The sequence below is a fragment of the Pseudomonas sp. RL_5y_Pfl2_73 genome, from assembly GCF_963970515.1.
Lineage (GTDB): Bacteria > Pseudomonadota > Gammaproteobacteria > Pseudomonadales > Pseudomonadaceae > Aquipseudomonas.
In genome coordinates, this window is record NZ_CAXAPD010000012.1 from 1 (window position 1) to 24,596 (window position 24,596).

General features: G+C 58.3%; 25 protein-coding genes and 2 pseudogenes. 17 read left to right on the forward strand and 10 right to left on the reverse strand.

The annotated features are described in order from the left end of the window. Positions 1-489 precede the first annotated feature (489 nt). The 6 genes and pseudogenes from AACY42_RS13505 to AACY42_RS13530 all read left to right on the forward strand — a co-directional run. A pseudogene (locus AACY42_RS13505) lies at positions 490-619 on the forward strand (phage tail protein); the annotation flags it as partial. 13 nt (positions 620-632) lie between these two features. Then, positions 633-776 carry a hypothetical protein gene (locus AACY42_RS13510; RefSeq protein ID WP_339479949.1) on the forward strand — a complete coding sequence of 48 codons (144 nt, stop codon included), beginning with the start codon at positions 633-635 and terminating at the stop codon, positions 774-776. Beyond that, a complete protein-coding gene (locus AACY42_RS13515) occupies positions 773-1,387 on the forward strand; it encodes a hypothetical protein (protein ID WP_339479950.1) in 615 nt (204 codons plus the stop codon). The genes AACY42_RS13510 and AACY42_RS13515 overlap by 4 nt, the downstream gene beginning before the upstream one ends. A 548-nt stretch (positions 1,388-1,935) precedes the next feature. Next, positions 1,936-2,379 (forward strand): hypothetical protein, encoded by a 444-nt coding sequence (locus tag AACY42_RS13520; protein WP_339479951.1) that lies wholly within the window; start codon positions 1,936-1,938, stop codon positions 2,377-2,379. Positions 2,380-2,733: 354 nt separating this feature from the next. Further along, on the forward strand, positions 2,734-3,993 hold the full coding sequence (locus AACY42_RS13525; RefSeq protein ID WP_339479953.1) for an IS256-like element ISPsy17 family transposase: 1,260 nt from the start codon (positions 2,734-2,736) through the stop codon (positions 3,991-3,993). A gap of 152 nt (positions 3,994-4,145) precedes the next feature. After that, positions 4,146-4,418, forward strand: coding sequence for a hypothetical protein (locus AACY42_RS13530; RefSeq protein WP_339479954.1), 273 nt, complete (start codon positions 4,146-4,148; stop codon positions 4,416-4,418). A 127-nt stretch (positions 4,419-4,545) separates the two neighbouring features. Here the strand turns inward: AACY42_RS13530 and AACY42_RS13535 are convergent, their stop codons facing one another. Together AACY42_RS13535 and AACY42_RS13540 are read right to left on the reverse strand one after the other, a co-directional pair. Further along, positions 4,546-4,854: an addiction module antidote protein gene (locus tag AACY42_RS13535; RefSeq protein WP_038858737.1), complete on the reverse strand. Its 309-nt coding sequence runs from the start codon at positions 4,852-4,854 to the stop codon at positions 4,546-4,548. A 2-nt stretch (positions 4,855-4,856) separates the two neighbouring features. Continuing rightward, complete coding sequence (locus AACY42_RS13540; RefSeq protein WP_025212842.1) at positions 4,857-5,150, reverse strand: type II toxin-antitoxin system RelE/ParE family toxin; 294 nt, start codon at positions 5,148-5,150, stop codon at positions 4,857-4,859. A 273-nt stretch (positions 5,151-5,423) separates the two neighbouring features. Here AACY42_RS13540 and AACY42_RS13545 point away from each other — a divergent pair, with 273 nt between their 5' ends. After that, complete coding sequence (locus AACY42_RS13545; protein ID WP_339479955.1) at positions 5,424-5,966, forward strand: hypothetical protein; 543 nt, start codon at positions 5,424-5,426, stop codon at positions 5,964-5,966. A gap of 11 nt (positions 5,967-5,977) precedes the next feature. Here AACY42_RS13545 and AACY42_RS13550 read toward each other — a convergent pair whose 3' ends face one another. The 3 genes from AACY42_RS13550 to AACY42_RS13560 are packed head-to-tail and all read right to left on the reverse strand — an operon-like array spanning position 5,978 to position 7,395. Then, positions 5,978-6,271 (reverse strand): hypothetical protein, encoded by a 294-nt coding sequence (locus tag AACY42_RS13550; RefSeq protein ID WP_339479956.1) that lies wholly within the window; start codon positions 6,269-6,271, stop codon positions 5,978-5,980. Positions 6,272-6,292: 21 nt separating this feature from the next. Then, positions 6,293-6,508, reverse strand: coding sequence for a DUF6434 domain-containing protein (locus AACY42_RS13555; RefSeq protein WP_339479957.1), 216 nt, complete (start codon positions 6,506-6,508; stop codon positions 6,293-6,295). 29 nt (positions 6,509-6,537) lie between these two features. Continuing rightward, a complete protein-coding gene (locus AACY42_RS13560) occupies positions 6,538-7,395 on the reverse strand; it encodes an AraC family transcriptional regulator (RefSeq protein ID WP_339479958.1) in 858 nt (285 codons plus the stop codon). 131 nt (positions 7,396-7,526) lie between these two features. On the opposite strand from AACY42_RS13560, the gene AACY42_RS13565 reads away from it, so the two are divergent. Beyond that, entirely contained in the window at positions 7,527-8,033 is a 507-nt protein-coding gene (locus AACY42_RS13565) for an AAA family ATPase (RefSeq protein ID WP_339479959.1), read from the forward strand. Positions 8,034-8,554: 521 nt separating this feature from the next. Then, positions 8,555-8,848: pseudogene (locus tag AACY42_RS13570) on the forward strand (hypothetical protein); the annotation flags it as partial. A gap of 46 nt (positions 8,849-8,894) precedes the next feature. Here AACY42_RS13570 and AACY42_RS13575 read toward each other — a convergent pair. Both AACY42_RS13575 and chrA read right to left on the reverse strand, forming a co-directional pair. After that, positions 8,895-9,383 (reverse strand): hypothetical protein, encoded by a 489-nt coding sequence (locus tag AACY42_RS13575; RefSeq protein ID WP_339479960.1) that lies wholly within the window; start codon positions 9,381-9,383, stop codon positions 8,895-8,897. A gap of 189 nt (positions 9,384-9,572) precedes the next feature. Further along, positions 9,573-10,931: a chromate efflux transporter gene (gene chrA / locus AACY42_RS13580; RefSeq protein ID WP_339479961.1), complete on the reverse strand. Its 1,359-nt coding sequence runs from the start codon at positions 10,929-10,931 to the stop codon at positions 9,573-9,575. Positions 10,932-11,110: 179 nt separating this feature from the next. Here chrA and AACY42_RS13585 point away from each other — a divergent pair, with 179 nt between their 5' ends. From AACY42_RS13585 to AACY42_RS13610, 6 genes are all read left to right on the forward strand, one after another. Continuing rightward, positions 11,111-11,770 carry a ribonuclease T2 gene (locus AACY42_RS13585; protein ID WP_339479962.1) on the forward strand — a complete coding sequence of 220 codons (660 nt, stop codon included), beginning with the start codon at positions 11,111-11,113 and terminating at the stop codon, positions 11,768-11,770. A 344-nt stretch (positions 11,771-12,114) separates the two neighbouring features. Next, positions 12,115-13,686 (forward strand): sensor domain-containing diguanylate cyclase, encoded by a 1,572-nt coding sequence (locus tag AACY42_RS13590; protein ID WP_339479963.1) that lies wholly within the window; start codon positions 12,115-12,117, stop codon positions 13,684-13,686. A 206-nt stretch (positions 13,687-13,892) separates the two neighbouring features. Next, positions 13,893-16,469, forward strand: coding sequence for a bifunctional diguanylate cyclase/phosphodiesterase (locus tag AACY42_RS13595; protein WP_339479964.1), 2,577 nt, complete (start codon positions 13,893-13,895; stop codon positions 16,467-16,469). Positions 16,470-16,538: 69 nt separating this feature from the next. Continuing rightward, on the forward strand, positions 16,539-17,333 hold the full coding sequence (gene xth / locus AACY42_RS13600; RefSeq protein WP_339479965.1) for an exodeoxyribonuclease III: 795 nt from the start codon (positions 16,539-16,541) through the stop codon (positions 17,331-17,333). Positions 17,334-17,446: 113 nt separating this feature from the next. After that, entirely contained in the window at positions 17,447-18,271 is an 825-nt protein-coding gene (locus AACY42_RS13605) for an arylamine N-acetyltransferase family protein (protein ID WP_339479966.1), read from the forward strand. Between the two features lie 124 nt (positions 18,272-18,395). Beyond that, a complete protein-coding gene (locus AACY42_RS13610; protein WP_339479967.1) occupies positions 18,396-19,916 on the forward strand; it encodes a nucleobase:cation symporter-2 family protein in 1,521 nt (506 codons plus the stop codon). Between the two features lie 232 nt (positions 19,917-20,148). Here AACY42_RS13610 and AACY42_RS13615 read toward each other — a convergent pair whose 3' ends face one another. Continuing rightward, a complete protein-coding gene (locus tag AACY42_RS13615; protein ID WP_339479968.1) occupies positions 20,149-20,499 on the reverse strand; it encodes a hypothetical protein in 351 nt (116 codons plus the stop codon). 262 nt (positions 20,500-20,761) lie between these two features. Here AACY42_RS13615 and AACY42_RS13620 point away from each other — a divergent pair, with 262 nt between their 5' ends. After that, the gene (locus tag AACY42_RS13620; protein ID WP_339479969.1) at positions 20,762-21,583 is read left to right on the forward strand and encodes a shikimate 5-dehydrogenase; all 822 of its coding nucleotides are present in this window, start codon (positions 20,762-20,764) and stop codon (positions 21,581-21,583) included. Positions 21,584-21,677: 94 nt separating this feature from the next. Here AACY42_RS13620 and AACY42_RS13625 read toward each other — a convergent pair whose 3' ends face one another. Continuing rightward, on the reverse strand, positions 21,678-22,343 hold the full coding sequence (locus tag AACY42_RS13625; RefSeq protein ID WP_339479970.1) for a YceH family protein: 666 nt from the start codon (positions 22,341-22,343) through the stop codon (positions 21,678-21,680). Between the two features lie 130 nt (positions 22,344-22,473). On the opposite strand from AACY42_RS13625, the gene AACY42_RS13630 reads away from it, so the two are divergent. After that, positions 22,474-22,983: a DUF1993 domain-containing protein gene (locus AACY42_RS13630; RefSeq protein ID WP_339479972.1), complete on the forward strand. Its 510-nt coding sequence runs from the start codon at positions 22,474-22,476 to the stop codon at positions 22,981-22,983. A 216-nt stretch (positions 22,984-23,199) separates the two neighbouring features. On the opposite strand, the gene sstT is transcribed toward AACY42_RS13630, so the two are convergent. After that, on the reverse strand, positions 23,200-24,432 hold the full coding sequence (sstT, locus tag AACY42_RS13635) for a serine/threonine transporter SstT (RefSeq protein WP_339479973.1): 1,233 nt from the start codon (positions 24,430-24,432) through the stop codon (positions 23,200-23,202). Between the last annotated feature and the right edge of the window lie 164 nt (positions 24,433-24,596).

Sequence of the window (24,596 nt, forward strand, 5' to 3'; positions counted from 1 at the left end):
GAAGCGCCTTGCTGCGCCCGGAAGGGCTGAAAAATGAAGAAAATGGATCAAATTTCGACGCGGGTCGTTTTTTGAAAAGTACTGACGGCTCGATAGCCGGAGAATATCCGGCTATTTCAGACCATCCCTAGAAGGGCTCACCGAAAGGTGGGCCTTGTTTGTTGTCTGTGATTGCAAAACCTACTAGACAGAAAAGTTGCGTTGCTCGCATTCAGCGATAGCGTCCGCCTCGTCGTCATGCTCACCGTACCGTTGGCCGGTTTTTATGTGCTCTACCACAAACCAGAATTGATTGATTGGGATAGGGCGTACCACTTCCCCCGGCCTGATGCCCTGGACGACAACCTTCGGGACTCTGACTTCATATTCCACGAGCAACTTCCTGCTGGTGATTTGAGTCCTCACCAACGGCAACCAGCCACTATTTCAAGTACCAGAAAATTCCAATGACAGCCAAGCAACCCGACTGGGAGGCGATCGAGCGCGCCTATCGAAACATTTACCTGCCCCCCAGCACGGAGACGCGCCCGAGATTACCTATCGGGTGCGCACCGCGCAGTTCGGCGACGGCTACAAGCAGACCGCCAGCGATGGGCCGAACAACAAGGACGACTCCTATCAACGAGGCGGAAATGCTGAAGTCCCAGATGATCGTTTCGGCTGCTGGCGTTTCATTGCCGGCTGACTTTGGGGAAAAGGATCAGGAGAAGGCCGAGCTGCTGGAGCGTCGACTTTCAAGGCTTGAGCGGGCTCTGGGGTTAGACCCTCATTTGTGACCATCGAAGTAATCAGCTATGTTCGGATGAAGGATCATGAGAAGGGATTGATCATGCCGAACGTGGTTTACTTTGCGAGCGACGACAATTTGAACTGCGTCCCGGTGATGCGACGGCGTTTCGCCGCAGACACCTTCACCGCCGTGGCGGCCAACGCCAACCCAGCGACCCTCCTCGCAGTCCTCGCCAAGGCCCAGCCAGTCGACTTGCTGATCATTGGCACACACGGGGAACACGCGGCCTTTCTCACCATATCCGGCCACGAGGAATCAGCTCAGCCAGGCTGCGACATTTCCTACAAGACCGGCCACGCACGGCATCTTCACCCCGCCACCTTCGGAACGACGGTGAGGCCCTACCTAGCGGCCGGTGCCGTGATCTCGCTCATCTCTTGCTCCGTGGCCGGGGGCGCGCACGGGAAGACCTTTGTCATGGCCATGTCAGCGACGGCGGACGCCACGGTGCGTGCAGCCGACAACGAGGTCAAGGTTTCCACGGTGGGGACTGAGACTGTCTACGTCACTGTCAACGGAGGTGGCGTATGGGAGAGCACAAAGGGGAGCTACCCGCTGGAGGTGACAAAGCGCGGGAGTCGCTACCAGTACTGGTGAGGGCGGCCGTGCCGCCCAGCCGTGAGCGCGCGGCGCTCACGTACGGGTGAGCCGACTGTCTGGCGAAGGGGGTTACTGGCAATTCGTACAGGCGGAGACCGGTGCTAAAGTCAGCTCTTTCAGGATGAGGACGAGCCGTGAGGATTATCAACTTCGCCGTCACTGCTGTATTGGCGCTTGTGCTTTCAGGCTGCGCAGGGACGAACTTTTCGTACGATGATGCCAGGAAAGTTAAGGTCGGGATGACCGAGGACGAGGTCACTCAAATCATGGGACCTCCGTACTCTGTGGTTTCCCGAGCTGACGGTCAGATGTGGATATGGAGCCATGCGAACGGGATGAGCGGAGCAAGCCGCGTGATTTCCTTCAGGATGGTGGACGGGAAGGTCGTAGAGGTGCCTGTGATTCCGTCCAGCTTCAAGTAGTTTCCAGAGATTGAATGCTGGCCCGGCCCACCCGCTGGCTTTTTCATTTCTGACATCCAATGCAAGCAAGGATGCTTGAGTGGTGCTGTCGTAGTAGATTTCCGCCAACTGAGAGGGGTAGCCATGAAGCGCTTGGTAGTTTTCGCAATGGCAGGGATGTTGGCGAGCTGTGTCAGCTACACCGAGCCTCCTAAGGCGGCGACGCCGACCCCAGATAACCGCTTGCTTGCCTTCCAGGAAGGATCGAAAAACTCTGCAGTGATGGTGGTCACTCGAGATGACGGATATATGGCTGGGGGTGGTTGTTACACTGCTGTGTTGATTGATGGCGTTGTTGCCGGGCGTCTTGGAGTTGGCGAGAGGGCGACTTTCTTCCTTGACCCTGGTCGACACGTTTATGGACTCTCCGGTGATCCTATGGGCAGAGGATTATGCGCTCTAAAAATTACCCAGCCACAGAAGGAGTCCTCCAGCGATTTCAAGGCAGGCGAGACTCAAAAGTATCGGATATCCGGGAGCAGCTCTGAAAGCTGGCTGGATATCCGGCCGACAACTATGTGTCACTGATCTGTACTTGCTGAAGTTCGGGTTTCACTGAGGGAGCGACATACGGATTTTGATAGCTGCTGTAGGGGAAAAGGGGACGGAAAAAGGGGATTTATTTCGCCGCGCTGAAAGTCTTTTTTTGGCTGGTTTGGGAAAAAAACTGCCCTATTTTCCGTCTCCTTTCCCCACGTCCCTTCGCTGTGACTTATGAGGGTTCAAACGAGCACCGCGTGGGGCATTGACGCAAATTCCTACACAAACCTCGGAAACCAGCGCATTGCAGTATCAGGGTGGGGCGGTAACTTATTGTCTCTCTGTCGCCGAGACTGTCAGAAATTTTGTGTTCGGGCATAACATGTAGCTAGAGGTGCATGTATGCCGACCAAAAAGAAGTCCGCCAATGCAACAGCGAGGGAGTTACCCTCGATTCCCCAAGAGCTGATCGAGCAGTTTGTTAAAGGCCCGATGAGCGCCGAAGCTATTCAAGACGCGTCCATGGCGTTCAAGAAGGCTCTGATCGAGCGTGCGCTAGCCGCCGAGCTGGGTCACCACCTTGGTTACCCTCAGGGCGCGGAGCGCCCTGAGGAGTCGACCAATCAGCGCAATGGCAAAAGCAGCAAGACGGTTCTGACCGACGACGGGCCGCTTCGCCTGGATATCCCCAGAGACCGCGATGGTAGCTTCGCCCCGATCCTGATTCCCAAGCACGAACGCCGTTTTACAGGCTTCGACGACAAGATAATTGCCATGTACGCCCGGGGCATGACGGTGCGTGAGATCCGCGCTTTTCTGTCTGAGCAGTATGGAACTGACGTGTCCCATGACTTCATCAGCTCAGTCACCGATGCGGTCATGGAAGAGGTGGGCGCTTGGCAGCAACGACCCTTGGAACCGATGTATCCGGTGATCTTCTTCGATGCGTTACGGGTCAAAATCCGGGACGAGGGGTTAGTGTGCAACAAGGCTATTTATCTGGCGCTGGGGGTATTACCTGATGGCACGCGCGACATTCTGGGTATATGGATCGAGAGCACCGAGGGTGCCAAGTTTTGGATGAAGGTGTTCAACGACCTCAAGACTCGTGGCGTTGAAGATGTTCTGATCGCCGTCACGGATGGCCTCAAAGGAATACCGGAGGCGTTGGGGGCGGTTTTTCCTGCCACGACGCTGCAAACCTGCATCGTGCATCTGATCCGCAACAGCTTGGACTATGCCGCTTGGGATAAACGTCGGGCACTGGCCAAAGCACTCAAGCCGATCTACCAGGCGATCAATGCCGATGTGGCTGAGCAAGAGCTTAACGCCTTTGAAGCGGGCCCCTGGGGCAAGCAGTATCCGACTGTGGTTGCTGCATGGCGTCGCGCCTGGGATCGGGTTATACCGTTTTTTGTTTTCCCGGCGGGCATCCGCAAAGTGGTTTACACGACCAATGCCATCGAGAGCATCAATGCCCAGTTACGCAAGATCATCAAGACTCGAGGGCACTTCCCGACCGATGAGGCCGCGACGAAACTGATATGGCTTGGGTTGCGCAACATCACCGCCAACTGGGGTCATGCGGCACACGATTGGAAAGTGGCAATGAATCAATTTGCGATCCTGTACGGAGACCGATTTACCAGACCGAGCTGGTAAAACAAGGGCCTGCCTGACGGCAGGCCCTAACCAGCCCGAACACAAAAAAACTGATACTCCCCTGTCGCCCAGATGGTGATTCGGGTTTGGCGACTCGATTGAATGAAGCGCAGAAGCTCCTGCTCCTTATCAATTGGTTGAAGGTACTGCTCATGACCCGATACATGCCCATCACCGGCATCGACTGCATCCCCGCAACCCTGCTCATCGACACTGAAGCGCCTCTGGACGTCCTTTTCGAAACCGCCGATTACCGCATCCGCACGGTGACCCAAGTCTTGGAAAATATCGCTTTTCGCTCGGACATCAGCTCAGACACGGTGGTGCTGACTGATTTTTGTAAATTGCTGACCACATCGTTACGTGATGGTTGTGATGTCATGGATGTGATTGGAAGACGATTGCGGACGCAGGCGGCGGAATAATGAAGACGGGCGACTTATAAGCCGCTCGTTTCATAAGAGGAGAACGGGGGCAGACTACGATTATGAGACGGGCCGATTTTACAAGCGAACTCAAAATCGTGGTTTGTCCCGGTGTCTAATCCGTTCGTCAGGCAGGTGAATGATTAGCGGCATGCCCAGGCTGCGCATGAAGATCAATGCCTAGCGCATGAATGACCTTGAGTACGGTATCGAACCTCGGTTTTGATCCGGGTGCGAACGCCTTGTACAAGCTTTCTCGTCCCATGCCAGAGTCTTTAGCGATCTGCGCCATGCCTCGGGCCTTGGCGACATAGCCGATCGCTCGGAGAAACTCCTCGCTATCACCATCAGCCAGCACTTGGGAAAGGTATTCACTGATGGCTTCGTCGCTATCGAGTAGTGCCGCCATGTCAAATGTCGTCAGGTGTTGGCTCATGTTCAAATCTCCTTTGCCAATTTCTTCGCTCGCCGGATATCAGCACTCTGTGAAGACTTGTCACCACCCGCCAGTAGCACGATGACCACTCCACCGCGCATGGTGAAATAGACCCGGTAGCCAGCGCCTACATCCACACGCAACTCTGAAATACCATCACCGACAGGTTTCACATCGCCCAGGTTACCTGCTGCGGCGCGATCAATGCGGCGGGCGATAGCGATTTTTGCTCGCAGATCACGGACCGATGAATGCCAAGCAGTGAACGTCTGCGTTTGCTGGATGAGATAATTCATGAGTGAACCGTATCCAGTTGGATACTTGAAGTCAAGATGCTGATGCTGGTCATCCTCAGTATTTTCAATCCGGGGTGCGTAGGGAAGAAAATGGGGACAGCCCATGACCTGTGAACTCAAAACCATGGTCTGTCGCCGTCTTTGCTGACCTCGCCCTTGGCTCGTAGCAACGAAGTAATGGTGCTAAATTCTGCGCGTCCAGCGTGCGGGCCCATCTGGCTCGGCGGGATATTTAACGCCTCTCTCAACCGATTTTGTGGATATGGAAATTCAATGAACACACCCAAGCTTTCGATTGCGCTGTCCTGTGCTGTTGCAGTTTTGATGTTGAGCGGATGCGCTGCCTCTGTAAAAAGCGGTGGGACTGAAACGCTCGTCATTCAAGAGTCAGCCAAGCAGAACCTGGTCGTAAACTTTCAAGGCAATAGCAAGGTTCAACAGAACGAGGACTGGCCTCGCTTGAAGCAAGAATGGAATGAGGCCCTGCAAGTCGAAGCGACTCGCGCTGGCTACAGCCTTACGGAGGCTCAGGCATCAAGCCTCGAGGGCAAGGACGGTGTCGGTATCAAGATCAACGTAACCAATTTCCGTTACCTGACCCCTGGCGCGCGTTACGGGGCCGGGGTCATGGTGGGAAATGCGTGGGTCAATTCCAGTGCAGACTACTCGGACTTGAAATCAGGTCGTCTGATTGGAACTCGCACCTATGACACGTCGTCGGCCTGGGAAGGTGTCATGTCGGCTATGACTCAAGAGCAGGTCCAGGCTATTTCTCAGAAAATCATAAGCGACATCAAGAGCGCAAAAGCCAAATAATGCGATTCTGGCTAATGAACGTCGGTGACCGAGTGGGCGTCGATCTGATGCACGCCGCGTGAAATTTTGGAAAACGAGTGGGAGAAGATGTCTGCGAGTTGGCAGTTGGAAAAACCGGCGCGGAAAATGGGGGTAGACCACGATTCGAGTGATTTGCCGAGCGAGGTAGGAGAAAAGTCTTGATTAAGGAAGCCCTGCATGCCAGAGGGAGACCAGATGTCCGAAAAGTGCTCTTGGTAGGTCTCACAGCCGATTTCACGTAGGACATCTAGGTCGGCTGTAGTTGCTTCACGAATATTAATCACATTTCTCACCAGATTATTTGTTCAATGACCATCGCGATTGCGCTGCTGCCACTCATCGACGACCTCTCCAAGCGTTTTAGGTACGCCGTTACGTATCCAAGCCATAAAGTCTCTATCAAATTTAAAGCTCGCACCGCAGTGCTCCGCCATGAATCTGCGGACGTTCTGTGTGTTTCGGTAATTCTTGCAAACTGGCGTATCTCTTGTGAGCAGATCACTGTGCCAATTGAAACTCATGGTGTGGGCTCCATGCTTAGTGGTCTGATTTATACATTGATGGCATGGGATGCTTGGCGTCTGGCAAGCGGTATCCACACGTCCACGTAACCCTTCCCTCGGGAGGGTTCGAAATCAGGACTGTACTCTTCGAACTCAGGCGCGTCGGCAAGCTCGTATTCGGATTCAGGCAACCAGTGAGTGAAAATGGTGAAGAACGTCTGATGGATCGTCGAGATATGGCCTTGGTGTCGAAACACGGCATAGTTTTGCTGCGGCACCCTGAAATATCGAAAAGCCGGAGCAAGGCCGTCGACGCTGGACACCTCGGTGCCGGCAATGTACTCAAAACTACCATCCGGTTCAGGATTACAGCACAGGCCATAGCTCCCGTTGTTGACCTGATTGGGTACCTGTCCCAGGTAGGGGGAGAAGGCTTGCCACAGGCCGACGATGCCTTCGTTCTTATCGAAGGTAAAACGATCCCCCAGGCCCGCGATGAAAAACGCTGCTCTAGTTTCAAAGCGAGGTTCAGAGAGTGTTATGAGCTTCCTTTCTTTCATACGTAAAGGCTCCACCAGCGAGAGAGGTTCATCCTCGTGCCCACGCACCTGCTTTGGAGTGAACCCAAACAGATCGCAGAAGGCGCGTGTAAAGGCTTCATGGGAACCGTAGCCAGCATCCAGCGCTACTTGCAGGATATCCGGCGCACCTCGACGCAAGGTCAATGCCGCTTGGCTCAAACGCCGTGCGCGGATGTAACGCATCACCGACCAGCCCGTCGACAGTGCAAACAAGCGGGCCAAGGCAAAGGGAGACATGTTGCAATGGCGCGCGACACGTCCCAGATCGAGTTGGGATCCCAGCTCCAGCTCGATGTACCACAGGGCCCTTTCGATATTCAGCATGACGATCTCCATGAATGCTGAAGCGACGTTATCAAATGAATGGAGACAGCATTTGATCGCTCTTGCGGTTTCTGCTTTCTGCTGTCGTATAACTGGCTACACTGGATTTTTCACTCAGCGAAGGACATGGAATGCTCATCGTCTTCAGCGGCCTTCCCGGCACCGGAAAAACGACTATCGCCAATGATCTCGCCGCTACAACAGGCGCCGTGTACCTGCGGATCGATACGATTGAGCAGGCGATTCGAAACTCGGGCGCTCTTGCGCAAGATGTGGGACGCAGTGGTTACAGGGTGGCTAATGAGCTTGCCCTGAGCAACCTTCGTTTAGGCCGCACGGTCATCGTCGATTGTGTCAATCCCGTCCTCGAAAGCCGAATCGCGTGGAGCGAAGTCGCCTCACAGGCGGGTAGTCGATTGGCCAATATCCAAGTGATTTGTTCCGATAAACATGAACATCGGCGCCGGGTCGAAACAAGGAAGGTTGATATTCCAGGGCTGGCCCCACCCACTTGGCAGTCGGTACTGGATCATGAGTATGAGCCGTGGGATGAAGCTCTGTTTTGCATAGACACAGCCTCGACCTCTGCGGTGCAAGCGGTCTCGATGATCATCGACCGATTCCTGTTCGTTGAGTAGCGTCGCTGCGCCAGCGGCATCGACAAATGTGGGAACGCTCCAGGAGCGGAAGGGCAGGCAGGAATCCAGCGGCGTTGCACTTGACGCATAACAGCCAGGATTGGTACCGGAAAAAGGCTGGCTTCGAAATGGATTTACCGGCGCTCCGACTGTTTGGAATTGCTGCCACCCGGGGGACTCCACTCATAGAGAAATATGTATTTCTCAATGGCGGTGAACACCGCACGAGGTAAATGGAATAACGTCGTTCGAAGAATTCAGGGCCACATCCCATGAACTTCTCAAAGAGCTGGACGCTGCGACGATAAAAATGATGATGCTGGTTTCTGCGAAAGAGGTATCCGGTCCTTTTTGGGAGGATGCTGCCCAGCGGCATCATGACGCTGTAGATGCTTGGCATTCCTTTCTCAATATCCCTACGGATTTTGCGGCGAATCCACCTCTTCCCTAAGGGGGCGGAAGGGTGGCTTCTGGTCGCTGTCGGCGGCCACCGCCATGTGGCTTGTGCCGGAGGATCAGGTTCCGCAGACACTGGTTGGTGGACCTGGCTGTCGTGAACGCTGCCGGAAGATGCCGAAGCCGGCGGCGGCCTGCTGTTTGATCTGGGAGGCTATCGTGCGACCGTCGAAATCAGCGCGGTGGTGTTGGGCGTCTTTTCCGATCCGTACTGGAGCTGGGCGGATACCCGATACGCGCAAGACGTGGCTGACGAAATCGACAATGCCTTGCATAAACTCGTGGGAAGACAGCTGGAGGAACTGACGCTACCGGTACCTGGGAGCGCTCCAACCCTCGAATCAGCGCCACTGTTCTAGTGGGTTCTCCAACGAAATGGGCGACCTCAAGGGTCGCCCATTTGCGTTAAAGCCCTAGGCCTTCCTCTACCAGCGCGAGCAAGGTGTCCTCGTCCAGCATGGTGGGTCCAGGACGCGGTTGTCCGGTCAGACGCAGTACCTGGATATGCCAGAGCGATTCACCATGTTCGCCGAGTGTGCGCACGATGCAGTGTTCCTGCCCTTTCATATGGACTTCAATGCATCCCTCTCCCTTGGACGAGAAGCGCGCAATCGGGTCGAATGAAATGCGGTGATGATTGCCTTCGATCACCAGTTGATCGATGGCGTAGCTGTACGTCGAACCGCTGGTATGGCTTTCAAATACATGGGTGGGGTTGCGCCGAATATCCAGGCCCGCCTCGCACACGGGCGCCAGCCAGGTTTCGATCTGGCGATACAGTTCGTAGACCTGGGCGGGCCAGTGCTCGATCGCCAGGTCAGCGCAATTGTCGGTATCGGCGCGGGTTTGCTGGGTTTTCCTCAGTTTGGCCGCTAGCTCGTCTGCCTTGCTCATGTCGATTCCCTGTCGTGATGATAGGTTGAGCTTAGCTGATGGGCTGGGGTGTTCATTTGCGCTGGGTCATGGGGTGGCTTGTTATTGAGTGTCGCTGCGATAGCGATCAGCCGGACATTTACGGGGAGCAAATCATGCACATGAGAGCACTGAGCAATGATGACCCGGGACCGCTCGCTGGCGCCTCGTCTAGCGCAGCAAGTGCACCGCCAGCCCGGCCAGCCCGCACGCCATCAACACCTGGATCACCCCCAGCTTGTAGCGAAACAGCGCAATGGCCGCTGCGATTGCGATGAGTGCCGACCGCCAGTCCAAGGCACCTGTAAAGCTGTTGGGCCAGAGTACGTGGTAACCGAAGAAGCACGCCAGGTTGAGGATCACCCCGACCACCGCTGCGGTAATCGCAGTCAGCGGCGCGGTGAACTTCAGCGCGTTGTGGGTCGATTCCACCAGCGGGCCGCCGGCCAGGATGAACAGGAACGAGGGCAGGAACGTGAACCAGGTCACTAGCGTGGCCGCGACGGCCCCGGCGAGAAACGCCTGTTCGGGACCGAATACCTGCATCACGTAGCCTCCGACGAAACCAACGAAGGCCACGACCATGATCAGCGGCCCGGGCGTGGTTTCGCCCAGGGCCAGGCCATCGATCATTTGTGTCGGCGTCAGCCAGCCGAAGTGTCCAACGGCGCCCTGGTACACGTAGGGCAAAACCGCATAGGCGCCGCCGAACGTCAGCAATGCGGCCTTGGTGAAGAACCAGGCCATTTGCGTCAGCGTGCCTTCCCAGCCGAACACCGCGGTCAGCAGGCCCATTGGCAATGCCCACAATAGGGCACCGATGATCGCTAGCCCGGCGAGCCTGAAGGCGCTGAACCGGACGTGCTCCGGGGGCGGGGTGTCATCGTCGATCAATGCCGGGCCGAAGGATTGGTGCTTGTCATCGTGGCCGCCCAGGCTGAATTTTTCCGGCATCCAGCGACCGCCCAGGTAACCGATGAGGGCGGCACCCAGCACGATCAGTGGAAAGGGCACGTTGAAGGCGAATATCGCGGTGAACGACGCCGCAGCGATCGCCCACAGCCAATTGTTCTTGAGCGCGCGGGAGCCGATCCGGTGGGCGGCATGTACGACGATTGCCGTCACGGCCGGCTTGATGCCATAGAAAATGCCCACCACTATCGGCACCTCGCCAAAGGCGACGTACAGCCAGGACAACGCGATGAGGATGAACAACGAAGGCAGCACGAACAGCGCCCCGGCGATCACCCCGCCCCAGCTTCGGTGCATTAGCCAGCCCAGGTACGTGGCCAGTTGCTGAGCCTCGGGCCCCGGCAGCAACATGCAGTAATTTAGGGCATGCAGGAATCGTCGCTCGGAAATCCAGCGACGGCGCTCCACCAACTCCTGATGCATGATCGATATCTGCCCCGCAGGGCCGCCAAAGCTGATGAAGCCCAGTTTGAGCCAGAACCAGAAGGCCGTTCGCAGGCTGACGGCGTCGGGTCTGGTCAGGGGCTGTTCGTCATCGGTTCGGGTCGGTTTGCTCATGGGCGACGGGGCACGTAAAAGTCAAAGGCGATCTACGTTATGGGGCGTTACGCAATTTAGATAGCCCCCCGGCAAGGTTTGCTTGTAAAAAACAACCCTTCAGAGATTTGAAACACAAGGTTGAAGCAGTCATCGCCCAATCATCCCGCTTTCGCACAATCGCCCCAAGGAGTGGGTCAATGAAACAACATCTTGCCATTGTCATGCTGATCGTACTGACACTGGGTTCCACGGGCGCGGCCAATGCCCGCGAATCCGGCAATGCACGGGCGCAATCCGTGGCCGGGGTGTTCGATTACTACCTGCTGGCGCTGTCCTGGTCACCGACGTTCTGCCTGACTCACCAGAAGGATGCGCAGTGTTCCGGCAAGGGCTACGGCTTTGTGCTCCATGGTCTCTGGCCGCAATACACCCGGGGCGGCTGGCCGCAATCCTGTGTGCCCCAGGTGCCGTTGACGGCGGCGGAGCAGAAGAAGGGCCTGACTTTGTTTCCCTCCGGCAAGTTGATGGCGCATGAATGGTCCAAGCACGGCACTTGCAGTGGCCTGGGTGCCATGGGCTACCTGGAGGTTGCCGACAAAGCCTTGGGCGCGGTGAAAATCCCACCGCAGCTGCAACCGTTCAATTCCTCGTATTATTTTGAGGCTGATGAAATCGTCCGGCTGTTCCGCCAAAGCAATCCAGGCATCGCGTCCGACGGCATTGCGGTGATTTGCAACGGGCCGCAACTGTCGGAAGTGCGGGTGTGCATGGACAAGGATTTGGCGTTCGCCGCGTGTGGCAGGGGCGTCAGAACCCAATGCCGGGCCGGGGAGATCCGGGTGCCGCCGGTACGGTGAGAGCGGCAACCCTGACCCGTGGCGAAGGGAGGTTGCTCCCGGCTGTAGAAGCTGTGTAGGAACTGTCGAGTGCAACGAGGCTGCGATCTTCCCCAATACACTTGAATCCCAAGTGAAAAATCAAAATCAAAAGATCGCAGCCTTCGGCAGCTCCTACACGGGGAATTTCACCGTTCTGAAGAGGGCATTTTTATCGGCTGGCAGGCGGTTTTTTGGATCCAGTGCAGCCACCCATCGGCTCTGCTGCACGGGTAAATTGCCGCCTCACAAGCGGTAGGCTAAGCTCACGAATATTAGAAACTCTGAGCGAATTCGCTCATGTTGTGCCCCCTTCAGGAATTCGCTTGTCTATCCCTATTCTCGATCCTTTCCACCCCCCTGGCGGTGCCTTGAAGCGCCTGCCGTTGCTCAAGGCAGCGGTTACGTTTATCGCGGCGGTGTGCCTGTGCCTCTGCGGTTTGCTTTACCTGCAACTGGAGCAGTCGCGCAGCCACGACCAGGAGTCGGCCCGCGTCGCTTCTGCGACGCTTACCCGGGCCATGGCCCAACAGGCCCAGGACACCTTTCTCCAGGCTGATCTGGTGTTGGCCAGTCTGGCGGATTGGATTCAGGTCGATGGCTACGGCCGCGCCGTACAGCCACGCTTGCAGCAAACCTTTGCCCGACGTGTGCAATCGCTTGAGCAATTGCATGGCCTGTTCCTGTTCGACAAACACGGTCATTGGATCGTGACCTCCTTTGAAAACCTGCACAGGGGAGCAGGGGTGGCGGATCGGGAGTATTTTGTGTTTCACCAACAGAATGCCTCCTTGATCGCTCATATCGGCCCGGCGATCCGCAGCCGACAAAACGGCGAATGGATCATTCCCGTTTCCCGGCGTTTGAACGACCAGGATGGCAACTTCCAAGGCGTGTTGATGGCCGGCATCAAAATGTCGTACTTCGACCGATTCTTCAAAAGCTTCAGCCTGGATGAGCAAGGCGAGATGGCCCTGGCTTTGTCTGATGGGACACTCCTGGCCCGGCGCCCTTTCGATGAGGGGCGGATCGGTCAGCCGCTGGCCGAGGAACACATCTACAACCATGCTCTGGCCGGCGGGATGTCTGGCGATGCACTCATCCGTTCGGCCATCGACGGTGTCGTCAGGCTGTATGGGCACCAACATCTACAGGCTTATCCGTTGGTGGTCACTGCTGCGATGTCTGAAGAAGCGATTCTGTCGGGGTGGCATGACAGGGCTTTCCAATCCAGCCTCATTGTCGGCCTGGTGGTGCTGGGCATTTGCTTGTTCGGCTGGGTATTCGTGCGCCAGGTACGTAACAGCGAACGGATCGAAGCGGACTTGCGCAAGGCTCAGGAAGCGTTGGAGCAGATTGCCACCCATGACAGCCTCACCGGGCTGGCGAACCGGCGCCTGTTCGAACGGGCCCTGTACGTCGAGTTCGGTCGGGGCGCCCGTCAGCACAGCCCCTTGAGCCTGATCATGCTCGATATTGATTTTTTCAAGCGCTACAACGACGCCTATGGGCACGTGGCCGGGGATCATTGCCTGGCGGAAGTGGCCAAGGTGCTCAAGGACTGTTGCCATCGCAAGGCCGATCTGGCGGTGCGTTATGGCGGTGAAGAGTTCGCGGTCCTGTTGCCCGACACCAATCTTTTGGGGGCCATGGCGTTGGCCGAGCAGATCCGCCACAGCGTCATTGACAAGCACATCACCCATTCCGGCTCCCCGACCGGCCACCTCACGGTGAGCCTGGGCTGCTATGCCTTTGTGCCCAGCAGCCTGGACAGCATCGAAGTCCTCATCCAGCGGGCCGATGCGGCGCTTTACCAGGCCAAGCACAGCGGCCGCAACCGTGTGGCGGTGTTATCGACGGAAGGTGGGCTCGATACGCTGGCGCGCTCGGATCGTTGAGATCGGGTGGAATCATCGGCAACGTGTCAGGTCCATTGTTCAGACACTGCGCTGGCGACGTACACGAGGTGTGTCGGCTTTTTCGCTAAAAACCCTGGGCTCGCCAACCGATCAGGCAGTGGGCGCTAAGGTTGGGAACACGACTGGCCCCGGATCCTCGCCGTTCTCGACACCGCAGCCAGCGTTGACAGGACAGGAGCAGGCCAATGGATTCCACTGCCGATACCCCTTCGAGCATCGCGCGGCACACCCCAATTACCCGTCGCCTGGTCGTGGCAGTCGGGGGGCTGTTTGTCCTGGGCGTCCTGATGGCGATTGCCGCGCTGTTCAACATCGCGCAAAAGCTGGACGCGGAGGATGTGCGCAAGACGCATTTCTATATCGAGCGCGCCCTCGAAAATCGCGTCACCGCCTCGAAAAACTACATCGCCAGTTACGCCTACTGGACCACCGCCTACGACCACCTCAACGGCGAGGTCGACGTGCAATGGGCCTACGCCGAACAGAACATGGGCAAGACCCTGTTCACCAATGACGAATACGAAGGTCTGTTTGTCATCGATCGACAACGCACCAAATATGCCGTGGTGCGTGGGCGCAATGTCCAGGGTGACGCCTCGGTTTATATAGACACGCCGCTGGCAGAGTTGGTGGACCAACTCCAGGCACAGCTCGACCTGACGACGTCGATGATCCGCTACACATTGTTCGAGGGCTGGCCGGCCATCGTCACGGCCTCGGTGATTGTGCCCAATGACGAGCGGCCCCAGGTCGAATCCAAAGGCACCTCGGTTTTGCTGTTCGTCGACCAACTGACGCCCGTCAAGCTGCGCAAGCTGGGCAAGAGTTATGGCCTCACCGACTTGAACCTCAAGAAAGGCACCGAGCTTGAGCCCGGCCAGCCGGCCGTGCCGCTGGACAGTACCGGCTTCAGCCTGGTGTCTCGCTTGGAGCGGCCGGGCCAGCAATTGCTTTGGTCCCTGGTGCCGCCGCTGGGTGGTGCGTTGCTGATCCTGGCCCTGCTGACCGCTTACTTTTTTCGCTATGCGTTGCGCACGGCGCGGCATGTGGACGCCAGTTACGACAGCCTGGAACAGTCGGCGCATGCCCTCGAGGCCAGCGAAGAGCGCTTCCGGGCCGTGGCCGAGGCGGCTTCCGACTGGATTTGGGAAATCGACGGGCAGCAACGCATCACCTATCTGTCGGGGCGTTTCAATACGGTCACCGGGTTTTCCGAACAACAATGGCTGGGGCAGGATGTTGAGCAACTGCTGTATTGCGACACCACGCCGATTGCCCTATGGCTAGGCAAGTTGACGGAGGAACAGAACGCCAGCCACTTGCGCTGTTCCTATCGCGATTATTCCGGGCAATTGCGCTTCTGTCGTGTGTCGGCACGCCCGATCCACAGTAAGGCCGAGGTGGTGGGCTATCGCGGCACCGCCAGTGACATCACCGATGAAGTGGCGGCCCATGCCCAGGTCCAGCATCTGTCGATGCACGATGCGCTGACCGGCCTGCCGAACCGTAACAAGCTGGCGCGGCACCTTGATGATGCGCTGGTGGCCAAGGAGCATTCGACACCGCTGACGTTGCTGATGGTCGACCTGGACAACTTCAAGCCGATCAACGACTCCCTCGGCCACCCGGCCGGCGACGCGGTGTTGTTGGAAGTGGCCCAGCGACTGCGCGACAGCACCCGCGAGCATGACCTGGTGGCACGCCTGGGGGGCGATGAGTTTGTGGTGGTGCTCAATGGGATGGAACATACCACTGAGATCGATCGCTTCTGTAAGCGGCTGATCGACAGCTTGCAACAACCGATCCTTTACGAAACCCATTCGCTGCACATCGGTGCGAGCATTGGCATCGCTGTCAGCCGCCGCCAGGGTTATGTCCCCGGTGAACTGATCCGCTGTGCCGACATCGCCTTGTACCAGGCCAAGTCCGAGGGCAAGAAAACCTGGTGCTATTTCGCCACGCAAATGAACGATCAGATCCAGCATCGTCGCCAACTGGAAAGCGACCTGCGTCTGGCCGTGAAAAAAAACGAGTTCGTCCTGCATTTCCAGCCACGCTACACCGTCGATGGTCGGGAGATCGTGGCGGTCGAGGCGTTGGTTCGCTGGCAGCATCCGACCCAAGGCTTGTTGAGCCCCGACGCCTTTATTCCCTTGGCCGAGCAAACTGACCTGATTGTCCCGCTTTCGCGTTGGGTATTGCGCGAGGCCTGCGAAACCGCACTGACCTGGCCGGGGGAGCTGATGGTCTCGGTCAACCTGTCACCGGCGCAGTTCCAGCGCAGCGATGTGGTGGAGGACGTGCGACAGGTGTTGATCGAAACCCGTTTCCCGGCGAGTCGGCTGGAACTCGAGATCACTGAAAGCGTGATGCTCAACGACGTTGATGGTGCACTGCAGGTTATGAATGCCCTGAAGGAACTGGGCGTGCGCTTGAACATGGACGATTTCGGTACCGGTTATTCGTCCCTCGGTTATCTGCGCACCTATCCATTCGATGGCATCAAGATCGACAAGCGCTTCATTGCCTCCATGAGCAGCAGCAGCAATGACCGCGCCGTGGTGCAGGCGATCATCAACCTGGGCAAGGCCATGGGGCTGACTGTGACTGCCGAGGGCGTGGAAACCCTGGCCCAGCTCGGTTCATTGGGCTCGGACCAATGCCATGAGGTGCAGGGTTATTTCCTCAGCCGGCCGATCGACAAACAAGCCTTTGCGCACTTGTTGGAGAAAGGCCCGCCCTTACCGAAAACGGGTTCCTGAAAACCTGTTGCAACCATCAAGTCCGGTTGTCGGTCACAACGGTGACTTGGTATGTCGAGTTCTGGTTCTATGAAAAACCTTCGGATTGCGACCTTCAACATCAATGGTATCCGGGCCCGGCTGCCCAACCTGCTGGAATGGCTGGAGCGGGAAAACCCCGACATTGTTTGTTTGCAGGAGCTCAAGGCCGTGGACAAGGATTTCCCGGCGGCGGAGCTGGAATCGGTGGGGTACGGGGCGATCTGGCATGGGCAGGCGTCTTGGAACGGTGTCGCGATCCTGGCCCGTGACGCGCAGCCACTGGAGAGCCGCCGAGGCCTGCCCGGCGGGAATGACGACAGTCACAGTCGCTATCTGGAGGCGGCGGTGCATGGCGTGCTGGTGGGCTGCCTGTACCTGCCCAACGGCAATCCGCAACCAGGTCCGAAGTTCGACTACAAGCTGGCCTGGTTCGAACGGCTCATCGAATACGCCCAAGGGTTGCAGGCCAGCGGTCATCCCGTGGTGCTGGCCGGCGACTACAATGTGGTCCCCACGGACATGGACATCTACAACCCGCGCTCCTGGCTCAAGGATGCGCTGTTGCAGCCCGAAAGCCGGGCGTGCTACCAGCGGCTGCTGGATCAGGGCTGGACCGATTCGTTGCGCCACCTGTATCCAGGCGAGCGGATCTACACCTTCTGGGATTATTTCCGCCAGCACTGGCAGAAGAACTCTGGTCTGCGCATCGATCACCTGCTGCTCAATCCGGTGGCCAGCGCCTCCCTGAGCGAAGCCGGCGTGGACGCCTGGGTCCGGAACCAGCCCCACCCCAGCGACCATGCCCCCACCTGGATCCGCCTGGCTTCCCGCAAACGGCGGTGACCCGAGGCATCCGGTCGATTGTTGTCTCTGTGAGGGGAATGCCTTATATCTGGCGCCCAATAGCTGTGCGCTTGTTGTGAGCGCAGCGCCGACCCTGGAAAAGGACACCCCACATGAGTCACCCCCAACTGAGCGACACGGCCCGCTATCTGCGGCGCCTGGGTTTCGACGCGCCCCCTGCGCCGAGCCTCGACACGTTGCGTCGACTGCAAGGGCGCCATACAACCGAATTCCCCTTTGAAACTCTGTCGACGTTACTGCGTCAACCCGTGCCCATCGACCTTGAATCGGTCGAGCGAAAAGTGTTCGAACAAGGGCGCGGCGGCTACTGCTATGAACTCAACCAATTGTTCCTGGCGTTGTTGCTGGAACTGGGTTTCGATGCCCGCGGCATTACCGGGCGCGTGGTGATGAATGCGCCTGAAGGCACCTGGGCGGCCCGGACCCACCGGCTGAGCCTGGTGACGTTCGACGGCGTGCGCTACATCTCCGACGTCGGCTTTGGTGGCATGGTGCCCACTGCGCCGTTGCTGCTGGACAGCCATGAGGCACAAGTCACCCCCCATGAGCCGTACCGCATCGATACCCATGCGGACGGTTACCTGCTGCGCGCCAACATTGCTGACGAATGGCGGCCGATGTACCTGTTCGATCTGCAACGCCAGGAAGACATCGACTACACCCTCGGTAATTGGTACGTCAGCAGCCACCCTGAATCCCCGTTCATGGGCCGGTTGATGGTCGCCCGCACCGGTGACGGGTTGCGCAAGACCCTCAACGGCAACAGCTATGCCGTGCACCGAATAGGGCAGGAGAGCGAGCGGCGCGTGATCGTTGATGCCGATGAGTTGATCGACTTGCTGGAGCAAGAGTTTGGCCTGCGGGTGCCGCCGCGCGAGCTGTTGCGGCCGGCTGTCGTGGGGTTGCTCCAGTCATAAAAAGGCTGTTGACCGGGAAATCCTGTTCCTGCACATGGTGATAAGTTGTATACAACTCTATGGACATTTGTTCTGAGTTTTGAATACAGTGTGCCCATAACAAAAAACAGGGAATCCCCGAACCATGAAAACGCCCCATGTTTCACTCCCACGGCCCGAGGACGAAAACCTTGGCGTCGGCGCGAATATGGCTTACGGCCTGCAACATGTGTTGACCATGTACGGTGGTATCGTCGCCGTGCCGTTGATCATCGGCCAGGCGGCCGGGCTCTCGCCCGCGGACATCGGCCTGTTGATTGCCGCTTCATTGTTCGCGGGGGGCTTGGCAACGTTGCTGCAAACCCTCGGCCTGCCGTTCTTCGGCTGCCAACTGCCCTTGGTGCAGGGTGTATCGTTCTCGGGCGTGGCGACCATGGTGGCGATTGTCGGCAGCGGCGGGGAAGGCGGCTTTCAAGCCATCCTTGGCGCGGTGATCGCCGCGTCCCTAATTGGTCTGCTGATTACCCCGGTATTTTCGCGCATCACCCGGTTCTTTCCGCCACTGGTCACCGGCATCGTGATCACCACCATCGGCCTGACTCTGATGCCGGTAGCGGCACGTTGGGCCATGGGGGGAAACAGCCACGCCGCTGATTTCGGCAGCATGGCCAACATTGGCCTGGCCGCAGTGACTCTGGTGCTGGTGCTATTGCTGAGCAAAATGGGCAGTGCAACCATCTCGCGGTTGTCGATTCTGTTGGCGATGGTCATTGGTACCGTCATCGCCGTGTTCCTCGGCATGGCGGACTTTTCATCGGTCAGCCAGGGGCCGATGTTCGGCTTCCCGACACCGTTCCATTTCGGCATGCCGACTTTCCACATCGCCGCGATCCTGTCGATGTGCATTGTGATCATGGTGACCCTGGTGGAAACCTCCGCCGACATCCTGGCCGTGGGCGAGATCATCGATACCAAAGTCGACTCCAGGCGCCTGGGCAACGGCTTGCGGGCCGACATGCTGTCGAGCATGATCGCGCCGATCTTCGGCTCCTTCACCCAGAGTGCCTTTGCCCAGAACGTCGGGCTGGTGGCGGTGACCGGGATCAAGAGCCGTTTCGTGGTGGCGACCGGCGGGGTGTTCCTGGTGGTGCTCGGTTTGCTGCCGTTCATGGGCCGGGTGATCGCTGCGGTGCCGACCTCGGTACTGGGCGGTGCCGGTATCGTGCTGTTTGGCACGGTGGCTGCCAGTGGCATCCGCACGCTGTCCAAAGTCGATTACCGCAACAACGTCAACCTGATCATCGTCGCCACCTCCATTGGTTTTGGCATGATTCCTATCGCCGCTCCGAACTTCTATGACCATTTCCCGAGCTGGTTCGCGACCATCTTTCATTCGGGCATCAGTTCTTCGGCTATCATGGCGATCGCGCTGAACCTGGCGTTCAACCACTTCACTGCGGGTAACTCCGACCAGCAATCGGTTTTTGCCGCCGGCACTGAGCGGGTGTTGCGCTATCAGGACCTGGCAGCGCTACGTGAAGGTGATTACTTCTGCGATGGCAAGCTGCACGACTGCGATGGCAACGAGATTCCCGTGGTGGCGGAGCCTGTTCACGGGGCGCCGGAGCATGCGCCGATTCGTCTGAAAAGCGGTGAGCACGTCTGACGATTACCCTCTGTGCCGAGAGAGCTTGCTCCCGCAGGGCTCTGTAGGCGCTGGCGACGGCTCGGGCCGCGTTCGGACGATTTGATCCTTCGCTTGAGATTCAAGTGATTGGGGAAAGATCGCAGCCTCGTTGCACTCGACAGCTCCTACACAGTGGGAGCGGTTAACCAGCGAATATGAAAAAGCCTGTGATCATTGATCACAGGCTTTTTTGTACCACGCGGGTGGCTGGTTACCAGCGACCGTAATGACCACGAGGCGGGCCATAGTAGTGGCCCCGTGGTGGCCCGTAATGCACCGGTGCCGGGCGATAGTAGATCGGTCGCTCTACATACACCGGCTGCGGCTGGTAGTAGACCGGTGGTGGTGCCTGGTAGTAGACCGGCTGTGGCTGGAGGTAGACCGGTTGCTGCACATACACCGGCCGATCACGATTGATGAGGGCCGAGCCAACGATGGCCGAACCGACGATTGCGCCAAACACTGCGGGCCCCTCCCAACCACCACGACCGTGGGCGGATGCCTGGCCGGTGACCGCGAGTGCCCCCATGAGCAGGGCGATGATGGGAAGTTTACGATTCATGGCTATTCCTCGTTTCGGCCCCAACGCCTGTGGTCTGCAACAGACCCGATGAGGGTCGCGGGGATACTTGCTCTGACAACGATTTTCTCAGGATTTGTGACGCCGTTGGGTAAATATTGTGTAAGGTCTGTGGCGCTTTTCTTGACCGCGCGGCGTCATCCAGGAGCCTGAGACCGGGCTGGGGCTGGCGGTATCCTCATCGAATAAAACCTTTCGCAGCGGTGATTCCGTCTGTCCGAAAGTGAATGGCAAGGAGACACGCATGCAGATCAATCCCAACAAAGACACCCAGCTGTGCATGTCGCTATCGGGGCGTCCCGGAAACTTCGGCCTGCGCTTTCATAATCACCTGTATGAACAATTGGGCCTGAATTTCTATTACAAGGCGTTCAGCAGCCAGGACCTGCCTGGAGCTGTGGGCGGTATCCGTGCCCTGGGGATTCGTGGATGCGGTGTGTCGATGCCGTTCAAGGAAGCCTGCATTGCCTTGGTGGACGAGCTGGATCCTTCCGCTGCCGCGATCCAGTCCATCAACACCATCGTCAATACCAACGGTCATCTGAAGGCCTACAACACTGACTACATCGCCATCGCCCAGTTGTTGCAAAGCCACGCGGTGCCCAAGGACTCGACCTTTGCCTTGCGTGGCAGCGGCGGCATGGCCAAGGCTGTGGCCAGTGCCTTGCGGGATGGGGGGTACAAGAATGGGCTGATCGTTGCTCGCAATGAGGCCGCCGGGCGAGCCTTGGCCGAGTCCCTGGGGTATGAATGGCAAGCTGACCTGGGTACCCGACGGCCACAGATGCTGATCAATGTCACGCCGATCGGCATGACCGGCGGCCCGGAGGCCGACCAGTTGGCGTTTGAGCCCGAAACCATCGTCGCGGCCGAGACGGTGTTCGATGTCGTGGCGATCCCGTCGCAAACGCCACTGATCGTGCGCGCCCGGGCCGAAGGCAAGCGAGTCATCACGGGGCTGGAAGTCATTGCGATCCAGGCCCTGGAACAGTTCGTGCTGTACACCGGCGTGCGGCCCAATCCGGAGCAATTTGAAAAAGCCGTGGCCTTCGCCCGGTCCATGTAGGCGCGTTCGAAGGATGTGATCTTTTGATCTTTCTTTTTCACCTGAGATTCAATTTTTCGGGGAAAGATCGCAGCCTCGTTGCACTCGACAGCTCCTACACAGCGCCTGGCAATGACTCCAGTCTTGCCAGGCGTTCTTCCAGCGCCGCGATCCGCGCTTCGAGCTCTTCGATGCGCTCCAGCGAGACACCGCCGCCGGCACCACGCTCCACCGGGTGCTGGCGGGCGGCGAGAATCGCTTCGATGTCCGCCGGGTCGCCCATGGCGTGCACATAGCGGTCTTCGCGCTGGCCGGCCTGGCGTGGCACCAGCAGCGCCAACCCACGGGCAATCAGGCGTTCAAGCTGGTGCACCACTTGTTCGGCGTCTTCGAAGTCATGCATCCGTCCGCTGCGGGTCAGTAGCTCATTGACGGTTTGCGGGCCACGCAGGAACAGCAGGCCCATCAGGACCACCTGGGCCGGTACCAGCTCCAGGGCTTTGTCGACCCGATGCTCCCAGCGGTCGGCGCGGCTGCCCATTACCAGTTTGGTAAAGCCGCGGCCTTCCAGCGCCCGCAGGCTCTGGCCGACCTGACCTGGATTGAGATTCATCACCGGTTCGCGGCTGGTTTTCTGGTTGCAGGCCAGTACCAGGGCGTTGAGGGTCAGCGGGTAGGTCTCGGGGTTAGTGGCCTGCTTCTCGACCAGCGCGCCGAGGATGCGAATTTCCGTGCTATTGAGCCGTGGTTCTTCAGCCTGGCGTTGTTCTTCGATGCTCATCGCGCGTTCCCTATGCAGTGGAAGCCGCCTAGCCTAATCCTTGCGCAATAAAAGACAAGCTGTGCAACCAGCCGTGGCTATAATCGCAGCCGTTTGATTCATTCTTTCCTGTCACCTGCATGAGATCGCCATGACTATTTCCCTGTACGCCGCTTCCGTCCCGGTTTTCAAGCAGATGCTCAACGCGTTGAGCGACGTTCTGAACAAGGCCGAAGCCCACGCCACCGCGAAGAACATCGACCCGAACGCCTTTTTGCAAGCCCGCCTGTACCCGGACATGTTCCCGTTGGTGCGTCAGGTGCAGATCGCGGTGGACTTCGCCAAAGGTGTGTCTGCACGCCTGGCCGAGATCGACGTGCCGAAATATGAGGACAGCGAGATCACTTTCGCCGAGCTGCAAGCCTTGATCGCCAAAGTCTTGGCCTTTATCGACGGCATCCGCCCAGAGCAGATCGATGGCAACGAAGGCATCGAAATCGTCACCCGTCCGGGTACGCCGAAGGAAAAGCGCTTCAGCGGCCAGAATTACCTGCTGACCTACGGCCTGCCGCAGTTCTTCTTCCACGTCACCACCACTTACGCATTGCTGCGCCACAATGGCGTGGAAGTGGGCAAGCGCGACTACATGGGCGCGTTCTAACCCCGCAGGCATGAAAAAGCCCGGGACGGTGTGGGCCGTTCCCGGGCTTTTTTTGGCCTTGGGATTTGGGGTAGTTCTGATTGACCGAGGCGACTGCTTCGCGAGCAAGCCCGCTCCCACAAAGGTTATGTGGTGAATACAAACCAATGTGGGAACGGGCTTGCTCGCGACGGCAGTGGATCAGCTGTCACATAGGGTTGAGTCTGCCCCAATCCACTACGCCGTACGCGCGAGCTTCTCTTCCTCGCCCAGGCATGCCGCCGCCGTGAACAGCACATCCGTAGACGAGTTCAGCGCCGTCTCCGCCGAGTCCTGCAGGACGCCAATGATGAAACCCACCGCGACCACTTGCATGGCGATTTCGTTGGGAATGCCAAACAGGCTGCACGCCAGGGGAATCAGCAGCAGCGAACCGCCCGCCACCCCGGATGCGCCACACGCGCAAATGGCCGCGACAACACTCAGCAGCACCGCCGTAGGCATGTCCACTACGACACCCACTGTATGCACGGCCGCCAGGGCCAAAACGGTGATGGTAATGGCGGCGCCCGCCATGTTGATGGTGGCGCCCAGTGGGATCGACACCGAATAGGTGTCTTCGTGCAGGCCCAGGCGTTTGCTCAGTTCCAGGTTCACCGGAATGTTCGCCGCCGAGCTGCGCGTGAAAAACGCCGTGATGCCGCTCTCGCGCAGGCAGGTGAATACCAGCGGGTAGGGGTTGCGACGCAGTTTCCAGAACACAATGAGTGGGTTGACCACCAATGCCACGAACAGCATGCAGCCGATCAGTACGGTGAGCAGGTGCAGGTAGCCGAGCAGCGCACCGAAGCCGGAGGTGGCCAGCGTCGAGGCCACCAGTCCGAAGATACCCAGCGGGGCGAAGCGGATCACCACGCGCACGATGGCAGTCACGCCGTTGGACAGGTCTTCGAGCACGGTACGGGTGGTCTGGCCAGCATGACGAATGGCGATGCCCATGCCGATGGCCCAGGCCAGAATGCCGATGAAATTGCCGTTGAGCAGTGCTCGGACCGGGTTGTCGACCACGTTGAGCAACAGGCTCTGCAGCACCTCGCCGATGCCCCCGGGCGCAGTAACGGCCACATCATGTGTCGTCAGCACCAGGCTGGACGGAAACAGCGTACTGGCAACCACCGCGACCGCCGCTGCGGCGAAAGTGCCCAGCAGGTACAGGAACAGAATCGGCCGGATATGGGTTTGCTGGCCATGCTTGTGGTTGGCGATCGAGGCCATGACCAGCACGAACACCAGGATCGGCGCCACGGCCTTGAGCGCGGACACGAAGACCTTGCCGATGAACTCGGTGGGCTTAGCCAGGTCGGGCGCCAGCCATGCCAGGACGATACCGGCGATCAGACCGATGATGATTTGCGTCACCAGGCTGGTGCGTTTGAGGCGTTGCATAGGGGTAGCGGACGAAGCTGTCATAGCGGCATCTCTGATTTTATTGTGTACGACGGTCGACGAGTCAGGGCAACAAGCGGGCAGACCACATGAGCGGACCGAGAGAAAGTACGGCGTTTTCAGGCCGCGGACTCTATCACAGCCCGATGAAAAATCTGACGGACCTGTGACGATCCGTCATCCTTATC